The organism is Xanthomonas arboricola pv. juglandis, assembly GCF_001013475.1.
GTDB classification, from domain to species: Bacteria; Pseudomonadota; Gammaproteobacteria; order Xanthomonadales; family Xanthomonadaceae; genus Xanthomonas; species Xanthomonas arboricola.
Map to the genome: position 1 here is coordinate 451,794 of NZ_JZEF01000001.1, position 21,578 is coordinate 473,371.

At 64.7% G+C, this 21,578-nt stretch carries 22 protein-coding genes; 11 read left to right on the forward strand and 11 right to left on the reverse strand.

Annotated features, from left to right (window positions below; translation table 11 throughout):
• Positions 1-30 precede the first annotated feature (30 nt).
• Positions 31-348, forward strand: coding sequence for a hypothetical protein (locus XARJCFBP2528_RS01850; protein WP_026064860.1), 318 nt, complete (start codon positions 31-33; stop codon positions 346-348).
• 7 nt (positions 349-355) lie between these two features.
• Here XARJCFBP2528_RS01850 and XARJCFBP2528_RS01855 read toward each other — a convergent pair whose 3' ends face one another.
• Positions 356-2,104, reverse strand: coding sequence for a recombinase family protein (locus XARJCFBP2528_RS01855; protein WP_039816384.1), 1,749 nt, complete (start codon positions 2,102-2,104; stop codon positions 356-358).
• On the opposite strand from XARJCFBP2528_RS01855, the gene rimO reads away from it, so the two are divergent.
• Complete coding sequence (gene rimO / locus XARJCFBP2528_RS01860) at positions 2,034-3,404, forward strand: 30S ribosomal protein S12 methylthiotransferase RimO (RefSeq protein ID WP_026064859.1); 1,371 nt, start codon at positions 2,034-2,036, stop codon at positions 3,402-3,404. The two genes, XARJCFBP2528_RS01855 and rimO, sit on opposite strands and share 71 nt — an antisense overlap.
• Positions 3,405-3,529: 125 nt before the next feature.
• On the opposite strand, the gene greB is transcribed toward rimO, so the two are convergent.
• Positions 3,530-4,036, reverse strand: coding sequence for a transcription elongation factor GreB (gene greB / locus XARJCFBP2528_RS01865; RefSeq protein WP_026064858.1), 507 nt, complete (start codon positions 4,034-4,036; stop codon positions 3,530-3,532).
• A 106-nt stretch (positions 4,037-4,142) separates the two neighbouring features.
• Here greB and XARJCFBP2528_RS01870 point away from each other — a divergent pair, with 106 nt between their 5' ends.
• Positions 4,143-5,609: a rhomboid family intramembrane serine protease gene (locus XARJCFBP2528_RS01870; RefSeq protein ID WP_026064857.1), complete on the forward strand. Its 1,467-nt coding sequence runs from the start codon at positions 4,143-4,145 to the stop codon at positions 5,607-5,609.
• 414 nt (positions 5,610-6,023) lie between these two features.
• On the opposite strand, the gene XARJCFBP2528_RS23665 is transcribed toward XARJCFBP2528_RS01870, so the two are convergent.
• Positions 6,024-7,298, reverse strand: coding sequence for a hypothetical protein (locus XARJCFBP2528_RS23665; protein WP_047124242.1), 1,275 nt, complete (start codon positions 7,296-7,298; stop codon positions 6,024-6,026).
• A 352-nt stretch (positions 7,299-7,650) separates the two neighbouring features.
• On the opposite strand from XARJCFBP2528_RS23665, the gene nudK reads away from it, so the two are divergent.
• A complete protein-coding gene (gene nudK / locus XARJCFBP2528_RS01880) occupies positions 7,651-8,250 on the forward strand; it encodes a GDP-mannose pyrophosphatase NudK (RefSeq protein ID WP_016903706.1) in 600 nt (199 codons plus the stop codon).
• 71 nt (positions 8,251-8,321) lie between these two features.
• Here the strand turns inward: nudK and XARJCFBP2528_RS01885 are convergent, their stop codons facing one another.
• Positions 8,322-9,827, reverse strand: a complete 1,506-nt coding sequence (locus tag XARJCFBP2528_RS01885) for a helicase HerA-like domain-containing protein (protein ID WP_016903705.1) — start codon at positions 9,825-9,827, stop codon at positions 8,322-8,324.
• Positions 9,828-10,111: 284 nt separating this feature from the next.
• Here XARJCFBP2528_RS01885 and XARJCFBP2528_RS01890 point away from each other — a divergent pair, with 284 nt between their 5' ends.
• Entirely contained in the window at positions 10,112-11,695 is a 1,584-nt protein-coding gene (locus XARJCFBP2528_RS01890; RefSeq protein WP_047124243.1) for a transglycosylase SLT domain-containing protein, read from the forward strand.
• A 639-nt stretch (positions 11,696-12,334) separates the two neighbouring features.
• On the opposite strand, the gene asd is transcribed toward XARJCFBP2528_RS01890, so the two are convergent.
• Positions 12,335-13,183, reverse strand: coding sequence for an archaetidylserine decarboxylase (gene asd / locus XARJCFBP2528_RS01895; protein WP_047124244.1), 849 nt, complete (start codon positions 13,181-13,183; stop codon positions 12,335-12,337).
• Positions 13,180-13,830 (reverse strand): SCO family protein, encoded by a 651-nt coding sequence (locus XARJCFBP2528_RS01900; protein ID WP_016903702.1) that lies wholly within the window; start codon positions 13,828-13,830, stop codon positions 13,180-13,182. Before XARJCFBP2528_RS01900 ends, asd begins: the two co-directional genes overlap by 4 nt.
• A gap of 80 nt (positions 13,831-13,910) precedes the next feature.
• Here XARJCFBP2528_RS01900 and prmB point away from each other — a divergent pair, with 80 nt between their 5' ends.
• The 5 genes from prmB to XARJCFBP2528_RS01925 all read left to right on the forward strand — a co-directional run bounded on the left by prmB (position 13,911) and on the right by XARJCFBP2528_RS01925 (position 18,589).
• Positions 13,911-14,837, forward strand: a complete 927-nt coding sequence (prmB, locus tag XARJCFBP2528_RS01905) for a 50S ribosomal protein L3 N(5)-glutamine methyltransferase (protein ID WP_016903701.1) — start codon at positions 13,911-13,913, stop codon at positions 14,835-14,837.
• On the forward strand, positions 14,827-15,315 hold the full coding sequence (locus XARJCFBP2528_RS01910; RefSeq protein WP_047124245.1) for a hypothetical protein: 489 nt from the start codon (positions 14,827-14,829) through the stop codon (positions 15,313-15,315). Before prmB ends, XARJCFBP2528_RS01910 begins: the two co-directional genes overlap by 11 nt.
• Positions 15,305-16,408, forward strand: coding sequence for a chorismate synthase (gene aroC, locus XARJCFBP2528_RS01915; protein WP_047124246.1), 1,104 nt, complete (start codon positions 15,305-15,307; stop codon positions 16,406-16,408). The genes XARJCFBP2528_RS01910 and aroC overlap by 11 nt, the downstream gene beginning before the upstream one ends.
• Positions 16,401-17,477, forward strand: coding sequence for a 2-hydroxyacid dehydrogenase (locus tag XARJCFBP2528_RS01920; RefSeq protein ID WP_047124247.1), 1,077 nt, complete (start codon positions 16,401-16,403; stop codon positions 17,475-17,477). The genes aroC and XARJCFBP2528_RS01920 overlap by 8 nt, the downstream gene beginning before the upstream one ends.
• Positions 17,478-17,563: 86 nt before the next feature.
• On the forward strand, positions 17,564-18,589 hold the full coding sequence (locus tag XARJCFBP2528_RS01925) for an aspartate-semialdehyde dehydrogenase (RefSeq protein ID WP_047124248.1): 1,026 nt from the start codon (positions 17,564-17,566) through the stop codon (positions 18,587-18,589).
• A gap of 145 nt (positions 18,590-18,734) precedes the next feature.
• Here XARJCFBP2528_RS01925 and XARJCFBP2528_RS24395 read toward each other — a convergent pair whose 3' ends face one another.
• From XARJCFBP2528_RS24395 to XARJCFBP2528_RS23150, 5 genes are all read right to left on the reverse strand, one after another.
• On the reverse strand, positions 18,735-19,151 hold the full coding sequence (locus XARJCFBP2528_RS24395) for a DUF4124 domain-containing protein (protein WP_115655316.1): 417 nt from the start codon (positions 19,149-19,151) through the stop codon (positions 18,735-18,737).
• Positions 19,148-19,438 carry a hypothetical protein gene (locus tag XARJCFBP2528_RS23135; RefSeq protein ID WP_144422033.1) on the reverse strand — a complete coding sequence of 97 codons (291 nt, stop codon included), beginning with the start codon at positions 19,436-19,438 and terminating at the stop codon, positions 19,148-19,150. Before XARJCFBP2528_RS23135 ends, XARJCFBP2528_RS24395 begins: the two co-directional genes overlap by 4 nt.
• Position 19,439: 1 nt before the next feature.
• Positions 19,440-19,895, reverse strand: coding sequence for a YbjQ family protein (locus XARJCFBP2528_RS23140; RefSeq protein WP_144422034.1), 456 nt, complete (start codon positions 19,893-19,895; stop codon positions 19,440-19,442).
• Positions 19,896-20,045: 150 nt separating this feature from the next.
• Positions 20,046-20,321: a hypothetical protein gene (locus tag XARJCFBP2528_RS23145; protein ID WP_155410686.1), complete on the reverse strand. Its 276-nt coding sequence runs from the start codon at positions 20,319-20,321 to the stop codon at positions 20,046-20,048.
• A 115-nt stretch (positions 20,322-20,436) separates the two neighbouring features.
• Complete coding sequence (locus XARJCFBP2528_RS23150; protein ID WP_144422036.1) at positions 20,437-20,781, reverse strand: hypothetical protein; 345 nt, start codon at positions 20,779-20,781, stop codon at positions 20,437-20,439.
• A 345-nt stretch (positions 20,782-21,126) separates the two neighbouring features.
• Here XARJCFBP2528_RS23150 and XARJCFBP2528_RS01935 point away from each other — a divergent pair.
• The coding region (locus tag XARJCFBP2528_RS01935; RefSeq protein ID WP_487006754.1) for a type IV pilus assembly protein FimV at positions 21,127-21,578 on the forward strand (452 nt) is incomplete at its 3' end.

Genomic DNA, 21,578 nt, shown 5'->3' on the forward strand with positions numbered 1-21,578 from the left:
GAGCACGCCTTCTGTACGGGGGGCTGCCGCATGAGTGCGGTCGATCCCGGCGATGAGCCTGTGCTGCCGCCCGGCTCCCGCTGGGACAGGCCTTGGCAGGAAGCGAAGGGGCCACCGACGGCGCTTTTCTTCGAGGGTGAAGAGGTGGCCAGGATGGTGCAGAAACTCACCGGCGAGTGGTACGTGCTGCTGGAGCGCCAAGGGCCGGTGCCACCCGGCGAGCCCTTCGCGCGTTTTGTCCAGCGCGACTGCAGTAGCTTCGACCAGGGGCGACGTGGCACCGTTATGTGGGCCACGCGGGATGAGGCGAGGATCCGAGCTGAAGTGGCCGCCCGGATGCCGCGCTAGCTAAGCTTCAGTCCGCAATTTTCGGGGGCAGCGGGATTTGTGTTGTGTCGATCTGTTCGCCGGCCTGCCAACCTCCGGTCTGACGATCAATGTGAAGCAGTCGGGCGCCGCCGCGCTTCGCGATGAGTAACAGGTCGATAGTGCCTTTCCACGAGCGCGTACGTTCCGGCTTCCTGCCGCGATGGAACACTACGATTCGGTCGAAAGTATCGGCGACAAGCTGCCGGGCCTTGATGCGCGCGTCATAGTCGAGTGCCTCGACTCCTGCGACGAGGCATGCCCACGCCTTCGCGGCGGCTGGCTCTGGGGATAAGGCGACGGCCGCCAACTCGTGCTCCAACGCCTCTACTCGCTTCTGCTGCTCTGCCAGCTCGGCCTCAAGCTCACGTGCGCGCCGCATGAATGCCGCCGGCGCCTGACCGGCGTCCGAAGCCAGTAGGGCGTCGGTGATCTTATCTATCCGAGTCGCGGTATCCGAGACCTGCACACGAGCAACGGTCAGCTGGCCGACGATACCGTCTGCGCGATTCCCAAAGTCTAGAAGCCTAGACAGGTTCATTTGGTCGGCGCAGAAGGTCACCAGGGCGTGCTCGATCGGGACGACGCTGCAGCTGCCGGCGACTGGGCAACCGCCTCCTTGGGAGTTGCTGACGCAGATCAAGCGCCGATGGCCGTCTTGGGGGCGTCCATCTTCCCGGCGACCACGCGTCATCAAGTTCTGAGCCACCATCGCCGCTCCGCAGTACCCGCAGAATGCAATCCGCATCCCGGTGATAAGTCCAGGAATTTCACCGGTGCCCTTACGGCGTGAACGTTGTGCCGTCAGGTGCTGCAGGTCGGCGAACTCTGCAGGCGAAAGCAGGGGAGGGTAATAGCCAGCCAGTCGGTACTCCTGCCCGTCGACCTCCAGCACCTTTTCCCCGATCAAGGCCCTATTTCGCACGATTCGGTATAGCTGCTGGGAAGGGTTGCCGCCGTTTGTGATCTGCAAACCCCTGTCAGCCAGGGTTCTCATGATCCGAACAGCACCGTGCCCCTCGCGGAACATGCTTACTGCAATGCGCACCGCTTCCCCGCGCTCAGGCGCAATTTCAAAGTGCTGGTCAACCAGACGAAGCCAATGCGGATCCTTGCCGTTGCGCACGAGTCCGTGCCACGTGCCGGCCATCCAGCCCTGGCACTGCCGATGAATCGCTGCGCGCACGCGTTTGCTCTTTGTATCTGATTCCTCGTGGGCACGGATCATGACCAGGAGGCTGTACACCAGATCCATCGGCTGGGCCTTGAGCCCCTCGCGGTTGTACTCCCGTCCGTCGCTAGCGGTTACGACGGTGATGCCGGCGTTGATGATCTGCGCTAGTTGCGCTTCGGCTTGGATAGGCTCCGCGCGGCTGAGGCGGTCCAGCCCTTCGACCACCAACACGGATCCTGCAGGGATGCGCGCGTCATCGATCGCCTGCAGGAACAAGCCCAGGGCGCCACGTGTGATGTGGCGCTGGTGATAGGCCGATAGTCCTGCGTCCTGCATTGAAAGCTCTGAATCCAGCGTCATGCCGCGCTCGGCCGCCCAGCATCTCGCATATTCCATTTGTCGATCAGCGCTGCTGCCGGCGGCCTGCTTCGGGTCGCTGAACCGCAAGTAGCTGTAAACTTTGGCCTTTATAGCCATAGAGCCAGGTGTCGCTGTGTCGGATAGCAGGAGTATAGGGTTTATATCGTTAGGCTGCCCGAAGGCGCTCGTCGACTCCGAACGCATCCTCACCCAGCTACGCGTGGAGGGCTACGACATCGTGCCCAGTTACGACGCTGCCGACGTGGTGGTGGTCAATACATGCGGTTTCATCGACTCGGCGGTGACCGAGTCGCTGGATGCGATCGGCGAGGCGATGAACGCCAACGGCAAGGTGATCGTCACCGGCTGCCTGGGCAAGCGCCCGGAACAGATCCGCGAGGCCTACCCGCAGGTGCTGGCGGTGTCCGGCCCGCAGGACTATCAGAGCGTGATGGAGGCGGTGCACGCCGCATTGCCGCCGCGCCACGACCCGTTCGTGGATCTGGTGCCCGACTACGGCATCAAGCTGACCCCGCGCCATTACGCGTATCTGAAGATCTCCGAAGGCTGCAACCACCGTTGCAGCTTCTGCATCATTCCCTCGATGCGCGGCGATCTGGCCTCGCGTCCTGTCGATGAGGTGCTGCGCGAAGCCGAACGCCTGGTGCGTGGCGGGGTCAAGGAATTGCTGGTGGTCTCGCAGGACACCTCGGCCTACGGCGTGGACCTGAAATATGCCGAGCGCCCGTGGCGCGATCGCATGTACCAGACCCGCATGAAGGCGCTGTGCGAAGGCCTGTCGGAGCTGGGCGTGTGGACGCGGCTGCACTACGTGTATCCGTACCCGCACGTGGACGATGTGATTCCGCTGATGGCCGAAGGCAAGCTGCTGCCGTACCTGGACATCCCGTTCCAGCACGCCAGCCCGCGCATTCTCAAATTGATGAAGCGGCCCGGTGCGGTGGAAAAGACCCTCGAGCGCGTGCAGCGCTGGAAGGCGATGTGCCCGGAGATCACGGTGCGCTCCACCTTCATCGTCGGCTTCCCCGGCGAGACCGATGCCGAATTCGAATCCATGCTCGACTTCCTGGATCAGGCCCAGCTCGATCGCGTCGGCGCATTTGCGTATTCGCCGGTGGAAGGTGCCAGCGCCAACGCGTTGCCGGATCCGGTGCCGGAAGAGCTCAAGCAGGAACGTCTGGCGCGCTTCATGGCCAGGCAGGCTGAGATTTCCGCCGCGCGGCTGGAGGCCAAGATCGGCAGCGTGCAGCAATGCCTGGTCGACCTGATCGAAGACGATATCGCGGTGGCGCGCTCGCGCGCGGACGCCCCGGAAATCGACGGCCTGGTGCATATCCAGAATGGCGGCGAGCGCGGCTTGAAGGTCGGCGACCTGGTCGATGTGGAAATCACCGACAGCGACGAGCACGATCTGTTCGGCGATGCATTGCCGGCCAATGTCGCAATCCAGCAGGGACGCGCGTTGAATCTGCAGATGGTGTAACTGGACGCTGGTCCTTGCACACCTGTCCGTAGGAGCGCACTTGTGCGCGATGGGGCCTGATCGATAACGCCCCATCGCGCACAAGTGCGCTCCTACATGCAGGTCAGCAGAGTGCGATCATTCGCCTACTGATTGGCGTAATCCACCGACACCACCACGAAGGTGTGCTTGCCCGACGGCAACTGCGCTTCGAACTCGTCGTCCACGCGTTTTTTCAGCAGCGCGCGCGCCAAGGGCGAGTCGATGCTGATCCAGCCGCGTCCGGCGTCGGTTTCGTCCGGGCCGACGATGCGGTAGTGCAGCAGCTCGCCGCTGTCTGCGTCCTCCAGTTCGACCTGTGCGCCGAAGAACACCGCGCGCGGATCGGTCGGTGCGGTATCCACCACGCGCAGCGCTTCCAGCCGTTTGCTCAGATAACGCACGCGGCGGTCGATCTCGCCCAGCTGCTTCTTGCGATAGGTGTACTCGGCGTTCTCCGAGCGGTCGCCTTCTGCCGCGGCGGCGGCCAGCGCACGCACCACCTCCGGCCGACGCACGCGCCAGAGCTCTTCCAGCTCGGCCTTGAGCCGGGCGTGGCCGTCGGGCGTGATCAGTGCGGTGCTTTTTTCGGCGGGCGGGCGCCAGCGGCTCATGGGCGGTGTATCGGACAGCGGGGCCGCGATGCTAGCGCGCATGGCCGGCTTGCGCATCTGCCGTCGCACGGCGAAGCTTTGCGCTTTCTGGGACACGGACGTTGTCATGTTGCTGATGCCGCTGCACAAGCCCTGGTCGCGCCAGAACATTCCCTGGGTGACGCTGCTGCTGGTGTTGGTCAATGTGGTGGTGTACCTGGGCTATCAGCGCAAGGACGACGCGCTGGTCGAAAACGCGGTGCGCTACTACGTCGAGTCCGGCCTCGGTGCACTGGAGGCGCAAGCCCACGAGCGCTATCTGCAGCAGACCGACGACACCAAGTTGCGCGCTGCGCGCCAGGGCAAGCTGGGCAGCGTGCCGGCGCGGCAACGCCTTGCCTATCTGGCGCAGCTGACGATGCACGACCTGGCCTTTACAGAGGCATTGCGCAGCGGCGCATTGTTCAAGGACGAGCAGCGTCAGCGCGAATGGCGCACCTTGCGCGCGCCCTACGATGCGCGCCTGTCCAAGGTGTTCACGCTACGGCATCTGCAGCGTAGCTCCGAGTGGTCACCTGCGAGAATGCTGACGGCCACCTTCCTGCATGGCAGCTTCGATCATTTGCTGGGCAACATGCTGTTTCTGCTGGCGCTGGGCACCTTGCTGGAAGGCGCGATCGGCAGCGGCTGGTTCCTGCTGCTGTATCTGCTCGGCGGGTTCGGCGCCAGCGCGGCCAGCCTGTGGTGGCGCTGGGGCGCACCGGGTGGCGGCCTGGGCGCCTCCGGTGCGATCGCTGCCTTGATGGGCGCGTTCTGCGTGGTCTGGGGCAGGCGCAAGGTGCGCTTCTTCTACTGGTTCTTTGTGGTATTCGATTACGTACGCGGGCCGGCGATCTTGCTGCTGCCGCTGTGGCTGGGCTGGGAGCTGTACAGCCTGCTATGGAGCGACAACGGCAGTGTCGCCTTCGAGGCACACGCCGGTGGGCTGGTCAGTGGCGCCCTGCTCGGTGTCGTGCTGGTGCTGTTGCGGCGCACGCGCCCGTCTTTCATGCAGGAGAGCGAGGCAGTGCTGGTGGACGATCGCTGGGAGCGCGCGCAGCGGCACCTGGGACGCATGGAGAACGTGGAAGCCGAGCGCCTGTTGGCGGAGCTGGCCAGCGAGCAGCCGCATAACCTGGACGTGGCGCTGGCGCGCTACCGCACCGCGCGCAATGCCGGCCGCAATCAGGACACCGTGCAGCACGCGCAGACGCTGTTGCAGCTGCACACGCACCACGCCGAGCAGACGCGCATCCAGCTGACAGTCGCTGCCGAACTGAGCAAGGCCGGGATCGGGTACGCGCCATCGGCACGTATGGCACTGATCGGCGCATGCCTGCGCACGGGATTGTTGGCCGATGCCGAACGTCTGTTGAAGGAAGGCGAGTCGGGGATGCCGCGCGCCGAGCTGGCGCACCACTGGTTCGTACTGGCCCTGCGGCACGGCGAGCTGCAGGACGGCGCGCAGCGTGTGCGCTTGCTGCGTCAGCTGCTGGAGCAGTTTCCCGAGCAGGCACAGGCCAGCAAGGCGCGCTTTTTGCTCGAGAACGGGTAAGTGGTTTCTGCTTGATCCGTGTTGCCAAAGCAAGCGGTGAGGGCGCCGCGCGCTCGACTCACCGGAGCTTTTGACCTGGCATTTGACTGGACTTGAAAGACACTGCTACGCGAGGTCCGGGTTGCTGTTGTGTCTTCTGCTTCGAGCAGAATTATCTAGCGCGGATGGATGAGTTGCAGAGCGGTGGATCTGCAGCCTGGCTGCAGGGTCCTTACCCGCCCACCATCGCAGGACACGCCGCGAGTACGTCCTTGTAGGCTCTTACGCGGCATCCATGCCGCGTAAGGTCCCGCGACGGTGAGCGGGCAAGGACCAGTCGAGATGGTCGGTATGTAGGGTTACGAGCAGTACACGTCGCGCGACGGACCGATGGTGGAGCATCTGATCTGAGCCTTAGAAAGCTTTGTTGGCTGCTCAAGCTGGTTGAATCGCCACCGCTTTCAGCGCGGCTTCCAGCTTCGCGCGTAGTGCATCGTCGTCGCATTGAACCAGTGCGTTTTGCAGCACTGCGCGCGCCTGCTCATCGCGGCCGAACCGCTCGCCCAACAGCAGGCCGGCATCCAGCGACCATGCCGGCATCATCCGATCGCGCGGCCATGCGGCGATTGCCGCAAGCAGACCATCGGTCGCCAGCTGGAATTGCCCGGCCATCTTGGCGCGCTCGGCCAGCAAGGTGGCGTGCTCTGGCGTCAGCGGGGTAAACGTGGAGTCGCCGTCCAGCGCTTCGCGCTGCAGTGCGAGCGCGCGACGCTCCTGTTTTTCCTGCATCAGGCGGTTGATGTACTGGCGGGTGTGCTCGCGCAGTTCATCGTTGCGATGGTGTTGACGCAGCAGGCGTTGATACAGCTCGTGCACCGCCAGGCTCACCGCACGCGAACGCACCGCCCCGCGCAGGGCCTGGAACGCCTCGTCGGAATGTCCGTCGCGCAGGTACTGGTCGGCTTCGTCGAGCAGGCGTTGATCGGGGTCTTCGCGCTCGAGCGCCGCATCGCCGCTGGGCACGTAGCCGAGGTCTTCGTGGTACTGGTAGACCAGATACCCCATCAGGTGGAAGCTGGCGAACAGGCTCCAGATCGAGGCGATCACCACCGTCGCCTCGCGCACGATCGGCGGCAGATACTTCAGCGCGATGAAGATCGCCGCGGTGGCGCTGCCCTGGATCACGTACAGCAAACCGTATGCAGCCAGGTACGGCCAGCCGATGCGCATTGCCATGTCGATCGACACGGCCGGATTGAGGGCGCGGCGCAGGCTGCCATCGATGGCCAGCGCAATCATCATGCCCGGCAGCAGCAGCTGGACTGCCAGATAGGCGATGGTCAGGCCAGGCTTGCCCGCCAGCACGCCAGCGGCACCAATGACGATGCCCAACGCAAGCGCCAGCAAGACCAGCCGCAGCACCGCGCTGTCGAAGCTGTTGTAGCCCAGTCGAGGAGCGTCGGCTTGCCCGTCGGCGGTATGGCGCAGGATGTCGAAGGCATAGGTGTAGGTCGCCATGCCCAGCACGCCGGCGACCACCAGTTTCAGGATGCCCGGCAGCACCAGCAGTGCGCTGCACAGCGTCAGCGCAATCAATGCGTACAGCGCCGAGCCGCGCAGCGGATAGGTGGCAATGGCGGGTATGCGGGTCCAGAACGGTGCCGGCGCGGCCTGCGCGGCAACCTTGCGTGCGCGAAAACGGTCTTCCATGACGCTCCCCAGGCGTGTGATGTGACCGGATTGTGCGGTGGCGCGTGCCGTCACGCAATTGGGGGAGGGCGAGCCAATTAAACCTGGAATGGGCACAGGCCGGCGCCATGTCGCCGGCACGGTCTGGATATTGCTGGCCATGCGTCAGTGGCAGCACTGCATTGAAGCTCGCTGTGTCCGATAGCATCGGATGCGCATCGACAGACCATCGATGCGTTGCGTGCATGATCTGTCCGACGCACTGGGGGGCAATAGGTAAAATAATGGCCCGCCGCAATCTTGCGGCCCATACGAGCGACCGGGCGCGCCGCGCCCCTGGCATTGCCGTCGCTAGCATCACAAGGAGTGTCGCTTGAATCCCTCTGCCACTGGCAACCCGCAGGTCCGCATTCGCAGCATCGATGTGCTCTCGGACAATTGGTATGTGCTGCGTAAGGTCACGTTCGATTTTCAGCGCAAGGACGGCCGCTGGCAGACCCTGTCACGTGAAGCCTACGATCGTGGCAATGGCGCCACCATTCTGCTGTATAGCCGCGCCAAGCAGACGGTGATGCTGACCCGCCAGTTCCGCCTGCCCACGCTGCTAAATGGCAATCCCGACGGCATGCTGATCGAAGCCTGTGCCGGCCTGCTCGACCAGGACGATGCGCTGACCTGCATCCGCAAGGAAACCGAAGAAGAAACCGGCTACCGCATCGACAACGTGCGCAAGGTGTTCGAGGCCTTCATGAGCCCTGGCTCGGTCACCGAACGCCTGTACTTCTTCGTCGGTGAATACTTCGACGGCGACAAGGTCAGCGAGGGCGGCGGACTCGAAGAAGACGGCGAAGAGATCGAGGTGCTCGAGCTGTCCCTTGATACAGCGCTGGCGATGGTCGGCTCGGGCGAGATCGCCGATGCCAAGACCATCATGCTGCTGCAGTACGCCAAGTTGCATGGCGTGTTGGGGTAAGTTCACGCCAACACGCGGTAGCCCTTCAGGGCGACTGTGTCATCGAGATGTGTCGGCGGCGGTCAAGCTGATCAACGCTTCCCACCAAAAATACTGCCGAAGATGCCGCGCACGATCTGCTGGCCGATCTTGCTGCCCACCGTGCGCGAGGTCTGCTTGGCCATCGCTTCGAGCATGCCCTGGCGGCGGCTGGTGCCGAACACCGCGTCCTTGACCGCCTTGCCGAAGCCGCTGTCGTGCGCATCGTCGTCTTCGCGCGTGCGTGCCGGCGGTGCGGCATTGTGTTCGGCGACCTGTTCGACGCGGCGCGCCAGCAGCTCGGCAGCCGATTCTCGGTTGATCGCGGTGTCGTAGCGGGTGCCGACCGGGCTGGCCGCGCGCATCTGCGCGCGTTCGGTCTCGCTGATGGCGCCCATGCGGCAGCGCGGCGGGGCGATGAGCGTTTGCTGCACCGGTGCCGGCACGCCCTTGCCTTGCAGCGGCGACACCAGCGCCTCGCCGGTGCCCAGGCTGGAGATCGCCGTGGCCACATCGAGCTTGGGATTGGCCACGAAGGTCTGCGCCGCAGTCTTGACCGCCTTCTGGTCGCGCGGGGTGAACGCGCGCAGAGCATGCTGTACGCGGTTGCCGAGCTGGCCGAGGATGTTGTCCGGAATGTCGTCGGGAAACTGCGAGCAGAAATACACGCCCACGCCCTTGGAGCGGATCAGCCGGACCACCTGCTCGATCCGCTGCACCAGCGCAGCCGGCGCATCGTCGAACAGCAAATGCGCTTCGTCGAAGACGAACACCAGCTTGGGGTGTTCCAGGTCGCCCACCTCGGGCAGACGCTCGAACAGTTCCGACAGCAGCCACAGCAGGAAGGTGGAATACAGCTTCGGCTTGAGCACCAATTGATTGGCCGCCAGGAGGCCGATCACGCCACGGCCGTCAGCAGACACGCGCATCAGGTCAGCCAGCTCCAGCGCCGGCTCGCCGAAGAAGTGCTCGCCGCCGTCCTGCGCCAGCCGCAGCAGAGCGCGCTGGATCGCGGCCACCGACTGGCTGGAGACCAGCCCGTAACTGGTGGACAGTTCCTTGCGTTCTTCCACCACCAATCCAAGCAGCGCGCGCAGGTCATCCAGGTCCAGCAACAGCAGGCCACGGTCGTCGGCCAGGTTGAACACGATGTCGAGCACGCCGGACTGGGTGTCGTTGAGTTCCAGAATACGCGCGAGCAGGGCAGGGCCCATCTCGCTGACGGTGGTGCGCACCGGGTGGCCGAGCTGACCGTACAGATCCCAGAACACCACCGGGCTGGCGGCCGGCGCGTAGTCGGCGATGCCGATCTCCGTGGCGCGCTGCAGCACGCCGGCGGCGCCGTCGCCTGCCACCGCCAGCCCGGCGACATCGCCTTTCACGTCGGCCAGGAACACCGGGACACCCATGCGCGAGAAGCCTTCGGCCAGGGTCATCAAGGTCACGGTCTTGCCGGTGCCGGTGGCGCCGGCCACCAGTCCGTGGCGATTGCCGAAGCGTCCTTCCAGCACGACCGGGATGTCGTCGGTGACGCCTTTGCCGAGCAGGAACGAGGCCATAGCGCAGATCCGGTGGGAAATGCCGGATTCTAGCGGGCAATCCGGCCGCGCAAACCGGGCGGGGCTTGACCCCGGATTTCGACCGCGCTGTCTGGCTGCCGGCGGCCGACAGGCAGTGCAACAATGCAGCCTGTGTGCCAGCCGCTTGCCGCCCTTCCTCAAGGCATTCCAGGCCCGCTGCGCCACCACCAAGCTAACGGCCCACTGACCCTGCCGGCCCCGCCGCCTTGCTCCGGTGTCGCCCCGGCGGCTACCCTGCCTGCCTTTCCGCTGCACTGCCTACGATGCCGCTCGCTCATTTTGGTTTGCGCCCATGGCCGGTTCTGGTCGTGGTGGCGCTGATGTCTGTCGTCCCCGCTGCCCACGCCATTTCCAAACGCGACACGGAGAAGGCCGCCGTGCTCGATGCCCGCATGGCCGCCGCCGAAAAGCGTTACCGCGATGCGCTGGTGCTGGTGAACAACTCCGACCCCAAGGGCACCGCCGAAGGCGATGCCGCGCTGGAGGACATGGAAGACGTCATCGACGCCTGCATCAAGCAGCGCGGCTGCCTGGTCGCCAATCAGCTGGCCACCTACAAACGCCTGCTGAAGGCGCGCGCCGATGCCGAAGCGCCGGCCGCCGAAGATCCGCAGGACGACGACACCCTGCTGCAGGCCGACCCGGACCACCTCGGCCCGGCGGCGAACGGCGTGCCCGAGGCGGCGCGTGCTGCCACGCTGCTCAACGACCAGCGCCACGATTTCGACAAGATGGTGCAGTACAACCCTGCCGTGCAGGCCGGCATCCGCCGCTGGCTGACCGACATGCGCCCGGCGCTGCTGACCAGCTACGAGAACTACAGCAACCTGCGCGGGGTGATGTGGCCGGAATGGCAGAAGCGCGGCCTGCCCGAGGCGCTGCTGTTCGGCATCATGGCCAAGGAATCCAACGGCAAGGTGCACGCCAGTTCGCGTGCCGGCGCGGCCGGGTTGATGCAGTTCATGCCGGCCACCGGGCGTCGCTTCGGGCTGGGCCCGGACGGCACCGGCTTCGACACGCGCTTCGATGCACGCAGCGCCGCCGAAGCCAGCGCCGCCTACCTCAACGAGCGCATGGCCGGGCTCAACCGCAACATCGAGCTGGCGCTGGCCGCCTACAACGGTGGCGAAGGCCGTGCCGCGCGCGTGTTCTCGCAGAGCGGCGGGCGCGGGTTCTGGGAGCAGGATGTCTACAACCAGTTCCCGGCCGAAACCAAGGACTACGTGCCGATGGTGATCGCTGCGGCATGGATCTTCCTGCACCCGCGCCAGTACGGTGTGGACTTCGCCAAGCTCGACGCGCAGCCGGCCACGCTGAAGCTGGCCAAGTCGACCACCATCTACGAACTCACCATCTGCCTGGGCAGCATGGGCACGCGCGACGGTTACATGCGTGCGTTGCGCAACCTCAACCCGCGCTATGAATCCGATGGCTGGATCCCGGCCGGCACCGTCATCAACGCCACCAACCGCATCGTCAGCCTGTACACGCGCTACTGCGTCAACGGCCCGCGCGCGGACCTGGCGCGCACGCTGATCACCGCCGACCTCAACAGCGCGATCGTGCGCAGCAGCAGCGCCCCCGAGTACGTGCCCAGCGTGGCGGTGGGCGATGTCAGCCCGATGGCCGGTGTGCCGACCACCGTGGCTACCGGCCAGCCGGCGATCGCCAAGCCCAAGGCCAAGCAGGCGCGCAGCTACACCGTCGCCAGGGGTGACACGCTCGGCCGCGTCGCGCAGAAGTACCAGTGCGAGATCAAGGAGCTGGCCAAGGCCAATGGCCTGAAGGCACCGTCGTATGCGCTCAAGCCAGGGCAGAGCATCAAGCTGGCCGGCTGCGATCGCTGAGCAGCGCTTGCAGTGCCGCGTGGGTTAGAGCATCGGCCAGCTGCTTCGGCAAGCTGCGCCGGGCCGCGCTCCGTTAGAAGCGGTAGGGCGCCCCGTAGGAGCGGACCTGGCCGCGACGAAGCAGTCCGGGTAGTTCCGGCACAGGCAAGGCAGTTCCGAATCGGGGGCTGGAGTGCCAAAGGCCCAAGCGCCCCCAGCCTCACTGCGCATGCCACGTCGCGGTCGGGCCCGCTCCTACGCCCGCATCGTCTTGTTAGGAGCCGGACTGGGCATCGGTCTTGTAGCGAGCGAGTCTGGCGGCGATGACACCGTCGCGGCGGCGTTTTCGTCGCAGACCCATGCTCCTGCATCGGAGTAGGCCATCGAATTGATCAGCGGAGATCGTCGGCCAGCGTAGGCCGGCGTACCGCATCGGGGCACTGCGCCGGGCTGCGCCGTGGTAGGAGCGGACCTGGCCGCGACGAAGCAGTCCGGGTAGTTCCAACGTAGCTCTACATCGGAGGCTGGTAGCGCGACATGCGCCTGCGCATTGAACTCCGTCGAGAATGCCCTGTCGCGGTCAGGCCCGCTTCTACGAGGACGTCGCTGCGTTGCATCACTTGCGTACCGGGGCGGGCAATCGCAGGCGCGCCGCTGTGATCACCTCACCTGGCGACGTGCGAGCGCTTGCCCCAAGCGAACCGATGTCTCCGCAGCAAGTCCGCCATCGAGCTTGGCGACACCTGGCGGCAGCAGCACGATCACGGTCGAGCCGTAATTGAAGCGCGCCATCTCCGCAAACTTCTCCAGCACGATGCCCTTGCCGCGATAGTCCTTGCGCGTGATGCGATCGCCATAGCGCGGGATCTCCACGCCGCTCCACACCGTTTCCACGCCCGACACCAGCAGCGCACCCACCATCACCGAGACCATCGGGCCGAAGTCGGTGTCGAAGTGGCAGACCAGGCGCTCGTTGCGTGCGAACAGCCGCGGCACATTGCGCACCGCATCCGGGCCGACGCTGAACAAGCGGCCGGGTACGTGCACAGTCTCGCGCAGGGTGCCGGTCCACGGCATATGCACGCGGTGGTAGTCCTTGGGCGAGAGGTAGACGGTGGCGAACAGGCCGTCGTTGAACGGCTGCGCCGCTTCGGCGTCGCCGAGCAATTCGGCGGCAGTGAACGACTGCCCCTTGGCCTGGAAAATGCGGCCGTTCTCGATCGGGCCGAGCTGGCTGATGCGGCCGTCGGCGGGCATCAGCAGCGCCGCAGGATCGGCGTCGGGCACGCGTGCGCCCGGCTTCAAGGCGCGGGTGAAGAATGCATTGAAGGTGGGATAGGCGCGCGGGTCCGGCTCCAGTGCTTCGCTCAGGTCCACGCCGAACTTGCGCGTGATCGTGTCGATCAACCACTGCTTGGTGGATGGCGTGTCGGAATAGGCCAGCGCGCGCGCCAGCGAGGACAGCAACCGGTGCGGCAGCACGTAGGTCAGGGAAGTGACGAGACTCACGGAGCGGTTACCTTGGTCAGTTGCTGGAGGTCGGCGGCGATCGCCTTGGGGTCGAGCGGGGGACGGATCAGCCCGGCCAGGCGGCCCTGCGGGTCGAGCACGGCGATGCCGGCGGAGTGATCCATGCTGTAGTCGTTGGGATTGTCCGCAAAGCCCTTGCCCGGGACCTTCTGGAACACGAAGCCCAGCGCGGTGGCAAAGCGCTGCAGCGCCGGTACGTCGGCGGTGGCGGCCAGGGTGTCCTTGTGGAAGGCATGCGCGTAGTCGCCCAGGCGTGCCGGCGGATCGCGCTGCGGGTCCACCGACACGAACAGCACGCGCGGGCGCAGGCCATCGGGGATGCTTTCCCACTGCTGCTGCGCCACCGCCAGATCGGTCAGCGTGGTCGGGCAGACGTCCGGGCAGAAGGTGAAGCCCAGGAACACCAGCGTCCAATGTCCCTGCAGCTCACCGGGTACCAGCTGGGTGCCGTCGGACTGGCGCAGGCTGAACTGCGGCAGCGTGCGTGGCTGCGGATAGAAGGTGATGGTCCGGGTGGGCGGCCACGGCGAGCTGGGCGCGGCGCCGAGGAACTTCTGGCCCAGCAACAGCCCCAGGCCGGCGGCCAGCGCCACCAGCAGCACGATGCCGGTATTGCGATTGAACATGGCGGTTTCCAGTGCAACGGACGCTCATGATACCGATCCGACCTCTATAATCGGGGGCCGATTCCTCTTTAGTTGTTGCCATGACTGCCGCCGCGGCCGACGAACTGCACACCATCATCGACCTGATCCGCTACGGCACCAGCCGTTTCAATGCAGCCGGTCTGACCTTCGGCCATAGCTACGACAATGCGCTGGACGAGGCCACCCAACTGGTCCTGCACAGCCTGCACCTGCCGCACGATCTGGGCCCGGCCTATGGCCAGGCGCGTCTGCTGCGCTCGGAAAAGGAGCAGGTGCTGGGCCTGTTTGAGCGCCGCATCAACGAGCGCGTGCCGGCCGCGTACCTGACCGGCGAGGCCTGGTTCGCCGGGCTGAGTTTCAAGAGCGATGCGCGCGCGCTGGTACCGCGTTCGCCGATCGCCGAGCTGATCGAAGCCGGCTTCGAACCCTGGCTGGGCGGCCGCGAAGTCACCCGCGCGCTGGACCTGTGCACTGGTTCGGGCTGCATCGCCATCGCCATGGGCCACTACAACCCGCAGTGGGACGTGGACGGCGTGGACATCAGCGACGACGCGCTGGCACTGGCCGCCGAAAACAAGGCGCGCCTGCATGCCGACAACGTCACCCTGCTCAAGTCGGACCTGTTCGCCGGGCTGGGTGGCCGCCAGTACGACCTGATCGTCACCAATCCGCCGTACGTCACCAACGACGAAACCGACGCACTGCCGCAGGAATATTCCTACGAGCCGGAGCTGGGGCTGCGCGCGGGCGACGATGGCCTGGACCTGGTGCTGAAGATCCTGCGCGATGCGCCGCAGCACCTCAGCGAAGATGGCCTGCTGATCTGCGAAGTGGGCGAGTCCGAGCAGCACCTGATCAAGCTGCTGCCGGAAGTGGATCTGGCCTGGGTCGAGTTCAAGGTCGGGCAGATGGGCATCTTCGCGGTCGAATGCCGCGAACTGATCGCGCACGGCGCGCGCATCGCCGAGCTGGCCAGTGCGCGCTGAGTCGTCCACAACGCGGCCGCAGCTGAGCGATCTGCTGTTGCTGCTGCCGGTGTCCATCTTCGGCGTCGGCATTCCGCTCGGCTTGATCGACGTGGTGTTCCGCCTGTTCGACCCGATGTATGGCGGTCCCTTGCCACAGCGCTTGTTGAGCGCGGCGGCGGAGATCGGCTTCGGCCTGATGGCGTTTTTCGGCCTGGTGTCGGCGTGGATCGTGGTGGTCAGTTCGGATGCGGCCCTGCGTGCGCACCGGCGCCGCACGCTGGTCGTGGCACTCGGCTTGCTGGTCGGAATCGGCGTTGCGCTGTACCTGCTCGCCGATTGGCTGCTCAGCGGACGTATTGAGCTGGATGTGTTCGTGTTGGTGATCAGCGGCTTGTGGGCGGTGGCGCCGATGCTGGTGGCGGCACGTCACCTGCCGCGCATCCTGCGCGCCACGCCACCTGCTGCAATGTTGAGAGGATGCCGTCATGGGCAGTAACAGTTTCGGCCGCCTGTTGACGGTCACCACCTTCGGCGAGTCGCATGGGCCGGCGATCGGCTGCGTGGTCGACGGTTGCCCGCCGGGCCTGGAAATCGCGCCGGAAGACTTCATCCACGATCTGCAGCGGCGTGCATCCGGCAAGAGCCGGCACACCTCGGCACGCCGCGAAGCCGACGAGATCGAGATCCTGTCCGGCGTCTACGAAGGCCGCACCACCGGCACGCCGATCGGTTTGCTGATCCGCAACACCGATCAGCGCAGCAAGGACTACAGCAACATCGCCCAGCAGTTCCGCCCCGGGCACGCGGACTACACCTATTGGCAGAAGTACGGCATCCGCGATCCGCGTGGCGGCGGGCGCTCGTCCGCGCGCGAAACCACCATGCGCGTGGCCGCCGGGGTGATCGCCAAGAAATGGCTCAAGCAGCGCTACGGCGTGCTGGTGCGCGGATTTTTATCGCAGCTGGGCGAGATCCGCCCGACCGGTTTCGACTGGAATGCGGTCGAGGACAATCCGTTCTTCTGGCCGCATGCCGAGCAGGTGCCGGAGCTGGAAACCTACATGGACGCACTGCGCAAGTCCGGCGATTCGGTCGGTGCGCGCGTGGACGTGGTGGCCGGCGGCGTGCCGGCGGGCTGGGGCGAGCCGATCTACGGCAAGCTCGATGCCGAACTGGCCGCCGCCTTGATGAGCATCAATGCGGTCAAGGGCGTGGAGATCGGCGACGGCTTCGCCAGCGCCGCGCAGAAGGGCACCGAACACCGCGACCTGATCACCCCCGAAGGCTTTCTCAGCAATCATGCCGGCGGCATCCTGGGCGGCATTTCCACCGGCCAGGCGATCACCGCCTCGATGGTGCTCAAGCCGACCTCCAGCCTGCGCCTGCCCGGCGCGACCGTGGACGCGGACGGCGCGGTGGTCGATGTGATCACCACCGGCCGCCACGACCCCTGCGTCGGCATCCGCGCCACCCCGATCGCCGAGGCGATGATGGCGCTGGTGCTGATGGACCAGGCCTTGCGTCATCGCGCCCAGTGCGGCGATGTCGGTGAGGTGGCGCCACGCATTCCCGGTCAGGTCGATGTCTGATTCGCGCCGCGCCAAGGTGTGGGTCAGCCAGCCGCTGTTCGACGATGTCGTCGCGCAGTTGGGCGAACATTTCGAGCTGACCACCACCGAGCGCGTCACCACGCATACGCCGGCCGAGCTGGCTGCGCGGCTGGCATCGCTGGACGGTGCGCTGATCACCCTCAACGAGCGTATCGGCGCGGCGGAAATCGCCTCTGCGCCACAACTGCGCGCGATCGCCAATGTCGGCGTGGGCTACAACAATCTGGATCTGGACGCGCTCAGCGCAGCCGGCATCCTGGCCAGCAACACCCCGGATGTACTGACCGAGACCACGGCCGATCTCGGCTTTGCCTTGCTGATGGCCACCGCGCGCCGCATTACCGAAGCCGAGCGCTGGCTGCGCGACGGGCAGTGGGGGCAGTGGTCGTTCAAGACCATGCTCGGTGCCGATATCCACGGCAGCACGCTGGGCATCCTGGGCATGGGCCGGATCGGGCAGGGCATCGCCCGCCGCGGCGCGCATGGCTTCGGCATGCGCGTGCTGTACCACAACCGCAGCCAGCTGCCGGCCACCACCGAACAGGCGCTCGGCGCGCAGTACGTGGACCTCGATACGTTGCTGGCGCAGTCCGATCACCTGGTGCTGGTGCTGCCGTACACCAGGGACTCGCACCACATCATCGATGCCGCAGCGCTGGGCAGGATGCGTTGCACCGCCACGCTGGTGAATATCGCGCGCGGCGGCCTGGTCGATGAAATCGCGCTGGCCGATGCGCTCGCCAACGGGCGCCTGGCCGGTGCCGGTCTGGATGTGTACGAAGGCGAACCTGCCGTCCGTCCCGAACTGCTGGCCCTGCACAACGTCGTGCTCACCCCGCATATCGGCAGCGCCAGCCTGGCCACGCGCCGCGCGATGGTGCAGCTGGCGGTGGACAACCTGATTGCCGCGCTGGGCAAAGGTCCCAATGCCGGCCATCCGCCGAGCGCGTTGAATGCCGATGCAGTGGCCGCTGCCAAACAGGGCGGCGTGCGCGATGGCGACGCGATCAACACCGGCGCCGGCAAAACCGTCACGACCAAACGATAGGGAACCTCCGCGGCCAGCTTTGGAGGTTCCCCGAACCCACTGCGCAAGCGTATTCCCCACTTTCCTTATTCGATAAAGACAATCTCATGAGCAACGAAAACCGTCGTTTCAACGTCGCGGTCGTGGGCGCCACCGGCGCTGTCGGCGAGACCATGCTGAGCATCCTGGCCGAGCGAAACTTCCCGGTCGCCACCTTGTACGCACTGGCCTCGGCGCGCTCGGCCGGCGGGCAGGTGGAGTTCAATGGCGGCAAGGTCGATGTGCTGGACCTGGCCGACTTCGATCCCACCGGCGTGGACATTGCGCTGTTCTCCGCAGGCGGCAGCGTGTCCAAGGAGTACGGCCCCAAGTTCGCCGCCGCCGGTGCGGTGGTGATCGATAATTCCTCCGCGTTCCGCTACGACGACGATGTGCCGCTGGTGGTGTCGGAGGTCAATCCCGAAGCGCTGAAGCAGCGCCCGCGCGGCATCGTCGCCAACCCCAATTGCTCGACCATGCAGATGCTGGTCGCGCTCGGCCCGATCCACCGCAAGTACGGTATCGAGCGCATCAATGTGGCGACCTACCAGTCGGTCTCCGGCGGCGGGCGTTCGGCGATGGAAGAGCTGGGCAAGCAGACCAGCGAGCTGCTGAGCTTCCAGCAGATCGACCCGCAGCGTTTCCCGGTGCAGATCGCCTTCAACCTGATTCCGCATATCGATGACTTCCAGGACAACGGCTACACCAAGGAAGAGATGAAGCTGGTCTGGGAGACGCGCAAGATCCTGGGCGACGAATCCATCCAGGTGAATCCCACCGCGGTGCGCGTGCCGGTGTTCTACGGTCACTCCGAAGCGGTGGCAATCGAAACCCGCGACAAGCTCACCGTCGAAGACGCGCGTGCGCTGCTGGCCGCATCGCCCGGCGTGGAAGTGGTGGACGAGCGCAAGCCGGGCGGCTACCCGACCCCGGTCACGCACGCTTCCGGCAAGGACGCGGTGTTCGTCGGTCGCATCCGTGAGGACCTGTCGCATCCGCGCGGTCTGAATCTGTGGATCGTCTCGGACAACATCCGCAAGGGCGCCGCGCTCAATGCCGTGCAGCTGGCCGAGCTGGTCGCACAGGAAGGCTGAGCAGGGCGACGCGTTGGACCATGCGGCCCCTACTCGCCGGTGTTAATCGAACACGGCCCGCACGCTTGATGTGCGCGAGCGGGCCTGCCTGCGATGGGGATTCGGGGCGTGGAGTTGTGAAACCGTTTACCTTAGTCGCTTCGGATTATTTCTTCGTGGCGTCTATTTTCTTGCGGGCTAGGCAAGTCAGCGAATCGAGCGAGTCATCTGGGCTCTGCTTATCGCTTAGTGCATACGCACGAACCTTGGCGCGCATCCCAGGCTCGGCGCACAGAACACGCGTGCACTCTTCGGCGCGCAAAGATGGGCTGACAAAAAGGCTGGCATTGCCTGGACCCGCCGGGTCCAGGCACGAACGGAGGATAGCTGGCGCTGAGGCTGATGGTGAGGAGGGCTGGTAATTACTTACCACTGTGCACTGCTCGCCTTCGGTTGGCTTTGCTGTGTACCGAACCGCGCCCACTTGGTCATAGCACTTATAAAGCGTCGCGGAGTGCGCATGCGTGCTTATTATAAGTGTCGCCACCATCAGAATTGCGGGCGTGCTGCGGCACGTACTCATTGCGCTCGCTCTACGCACTTGAACCTCAAATTGGCTTCGGGGAAACCGCCAAGAGGACGGCTTTGCTTTGAATCAGTGGAAAGTGTTTCGACAACCTTGCCCTGGCTTGCGCAATGTTCGGACGCTTTGGAGTAGTTCTGCGCTTGAAGCTTGCCGGATGTCTGTGCGCCGGTTTTTCCCTCAGACATGATCCTGTAGCCGTCTTGGCCGTCAGGCACCACTCCAGAAGTGGAAACACAGCCGGCCGTGCAAGCGGCAATTGCTATAGCTGAAATCATGAGCCTCATGTTAGCGGTCCTTGTAGCGAACGGCGGTGCCGGAGAATGTAATCTTCTCCCAGCCTATGGATGTGGAGCTCACAGTGGACATCCCTGAGATGGTGCCAGCCGACTGCGTAGCCGTTCCGTACGCAGTCCCGGTAGAAATCTGGCCGTAGGGTGCCGATCCTTTGCTAGTGAGCACAATTGCATCGGCACCCAATGATGCTGCCTTCTCCCTCATGGCCTTGATTGCTGCCGCCTCTGTGCGCTCTTTGGTGAAATAGTCGTCTGTTGCAGCTACGCCTTCTACCAGTGCGATCACTTCGTGCGCCTTTGCTGGTGGAGAAACCAGTAGCACAACGTGATCCGGTTTGACCGGTTGATAGGTGTTTTCTCCGATGAGAACTGATGTTCCCGATGTCGAGCATCCAGCTAGCACTAGCACTAGCACTACAAGCGCGATTGCTATGCGGTCAAATTTCATCCCCAAACTCCCTGTCAGTTAAGTCGATCGATCCTGCTACGCAGATACACCGTGCCTCCAACGAATGCTAAAAGGTAGATTTATTTGGTGATTTTATGGACGGCGTTCAGGCATGCGTTCGGGCCACCCCCCCCATGAGCAGGGCTGTCTTCACTGGCCTAAACCAAATGGGTCTGAAGTATCTCGCTCAAGCTTGCGAACCCTCATCCGCAGATGCTCAATCTCTTCGTAAACGTCGCCGGAGTGGAATTGTCGCGACTGTTCGAACTCGTTGAGTCTCGACCAGACGTTATCGATTGCGCGTCGATTGGTATCAGCTTGTTGCCGCGCCTGATTTGCCACATACCAGGCATAGTAAGCAAATGCTCCGACGAGCCAAATCCAATCTTGCGGCGATATGCTGACCTCCGGGAAAACTGCCTTCACTATTGCCAAAACTCCCGCAAAGAAAGCTACGACTACAACTAGGCACCCAAGCTCGTAGGCGAAGCTAAGCGCGATCAATGCAGAGAAGCCGCCGACCAACCAGAGTAGCCATTCGCTACGCCCATTCGCTGATATCGAAATGCACATCCAAAGTCCGGCGGCCAGCACCGCCGCAGCCGCTGGATATCGCCAGTACCAGGGCCATTCCCACATGATGGCAAGCTCGCCGCCTGGATTCCTGGTAAGTCCCCACTTCCCCCGCGCAACCATGGATCCTCCTTGCCCTATCAGTTAAGTCGATCAATCCTGTGCGCAGATACACCTTGCCGCTGACGATGGCACCACTGGTTAAGTGAGAATTAGGCACTTTAATATGCTGACCATAGCCAACCTTATTTTCTTCGGAAGATCCGGTTGCGCGCAAATTCTCGTTGCGTAGATCGAGAATCTGCTGACGCAAACAGCGATCAGGGTACTATGAATAGCATGTAATCTGCCATATGCAATGCGCCTGTCATACTCGCGCCCGCGCGCCGCCTGACAAGCAAACACGGCGCAAATCTTCACGTTGGATACGGCGAGCCGCCGCCTTGCGAAGATGGCCGTCCAAACTGGCCGAACATAGATAGCTGCGCACTGTGCCGCACTGCGGCAGCGCGGCCGCATCGACACTCTGCGCGAGCTGGCCGACTTTTTCGCTCATGCAGCGGCTATATTGATGCCCATGAAACATAGGGGCGGGGGCGCGATGCGTCCGATACAAGGAATAGGTGCGCTGCTGCTGATGGCCTGCAGCGGCGCAGCCATGGCGTTGGGCTTGGGCGATATCCGGGTGCTGTCCAGGCCCGGGCAACCGCTGGTGGCCGAGATTCCGGTCATCTCCAATGAGCCGGGCGAACTCGACAACGCACGCGTGGCGCTGGCATCGGCCACCACGTTTGCACGGGTCGGCCTGGAGCGCCCGCAGGGCCTGGTCAGCAACCTGCAATTCCAGTTTGCGCAGGACGCGCGCGGGCGTGCGGTGGTCCGCGTGACCAGCAGCCAGGCAGTGGAGCAGCCGGCGATCAACTTCCTGATCGAGGTAGAGTGGGGCCAGGGCCGGCTGGTGCGCGAGTATTCCGCATTGGTCGATGCGCCCAACACCGCCGCGGCGATCGCCGAGCCAGGCATCGAGGCGCCGCGCGCCGGGGCCAGCAATGCCATCGCACGCGCACCGGCCGCCGCGCCCGCAGCCGCCGCCGAGCGCGCCGGACAGGC

Bases quoted from the DNA above. Each gene is read 5' to 3' on its own strand.
- XARJCFBP2528_RS01850 (WP_026064860.1), top strand. From the start codon at position 31: ATGAGTGCGGTCGATCCCGGCGATGAGCCTGTGCTGCCGCCCGGCTCC.
- XARJCFBP2528_RS01855 (WP_039816384.1), bottom strand. From the start codon at position 2,104: ATGCGTTCGGAGTCGACGAGCGCCTTCGGGCAGCCTAACGATATAAAC.
- greB (WP_026064858.1), bottom strand. From the start codon at position 4,036: ATGAGCCGCTGGCGCCCGCCCGCCGAAAAAAGCACCGCACTGATCACG.
- XARJCFBP2528_RS01870 (WP_026064857.1), top strand. From the start codon at position 4,143: ATGTTGCTGATGCCGCTGCACAAGCCCTGGTCGCGCCAGAACATTCCC.
- XARJCFBP2528_RS23665 (WP_047124242.1), bottom strand. From the start codon at position 7,298: ATGGAAGACCGTTTTCGCGCACGCAAGGTTGCCGCGCAGGCCGCGCCG.
- XARJCFBP2528_RS01885 (WP_016903705.1), bottom strand. From the start codon at position 9,827: ATGGCCTCGTTCCTGCTCGGCAAAGGCGTCACCGACGACATCCCGGTC.
- XARJCFBP2528_RS01890 (WP_047124243.1), top strand. From the start codon at position 10,112: ATGCCGCTCGCTCATTTTGGTTTGCGCCCATGGCCGGTTCTGGTCGTG.
- XARJCFBP2528_RS01900 (WP_016903702.1), bottom strand. From the start codon at position 13,830: ATGTTCAATCGCAATACCGGCATCGTGCTGCTGGTGGCGCTGGCCGCC.
- prmB (WP_016903701.1), top strand. From the start codon at position 13,911: ATGACTGCCGCCGCGGCCGACGAACTGCACACCATCATCGACCTGATC.
- aroC (WP_047124246.1), top strand. From the start codon at position 15,305: ATGGGCAGTAACAGTTTCGGCCGCCTGTTGACGGTCACCACCTTCGGC.
- XARJCFBP2528_RS01920 (WP_047124247.1), top strand. From the start codon at position 16,401: ATGTCTGATTCGCGCCGCGCCAAGGTGTGGGTCAGCCAGCCGCTGTTC.
- XARJCFBP2528_RS01925 (WP_047124248.1), top strand. From the start codon at position 17,564: ATGAGCAACGAAAACCGTCGTTTCAACGTCGCGGTCGTGGGCGCCACC.
- XARJCFBP2528_RS24395 (WP_115655316.1), bottom strand. From the start codon at position 19,151: ATGAGTACGTGCCGCAGCACGCCCGCAATTCTGATGGTGGCGACACTT.
- XARJCFBP2528_RS23135 (WP_144422033.1), bottom strand. From the start codon at position 19,438: ATGAGGCTCATGATTTCAGCTATAGCAATTGCCGCTTGCACGGCCGGC.
- XARJCFBP2528_RS23140 (WP_144422034.1), bottom strand. From the start codon at position 19,895: ATGAAATTTGACCGCATAGCAATCGCGCTTGTAGTGCTAGTGCTAGTG.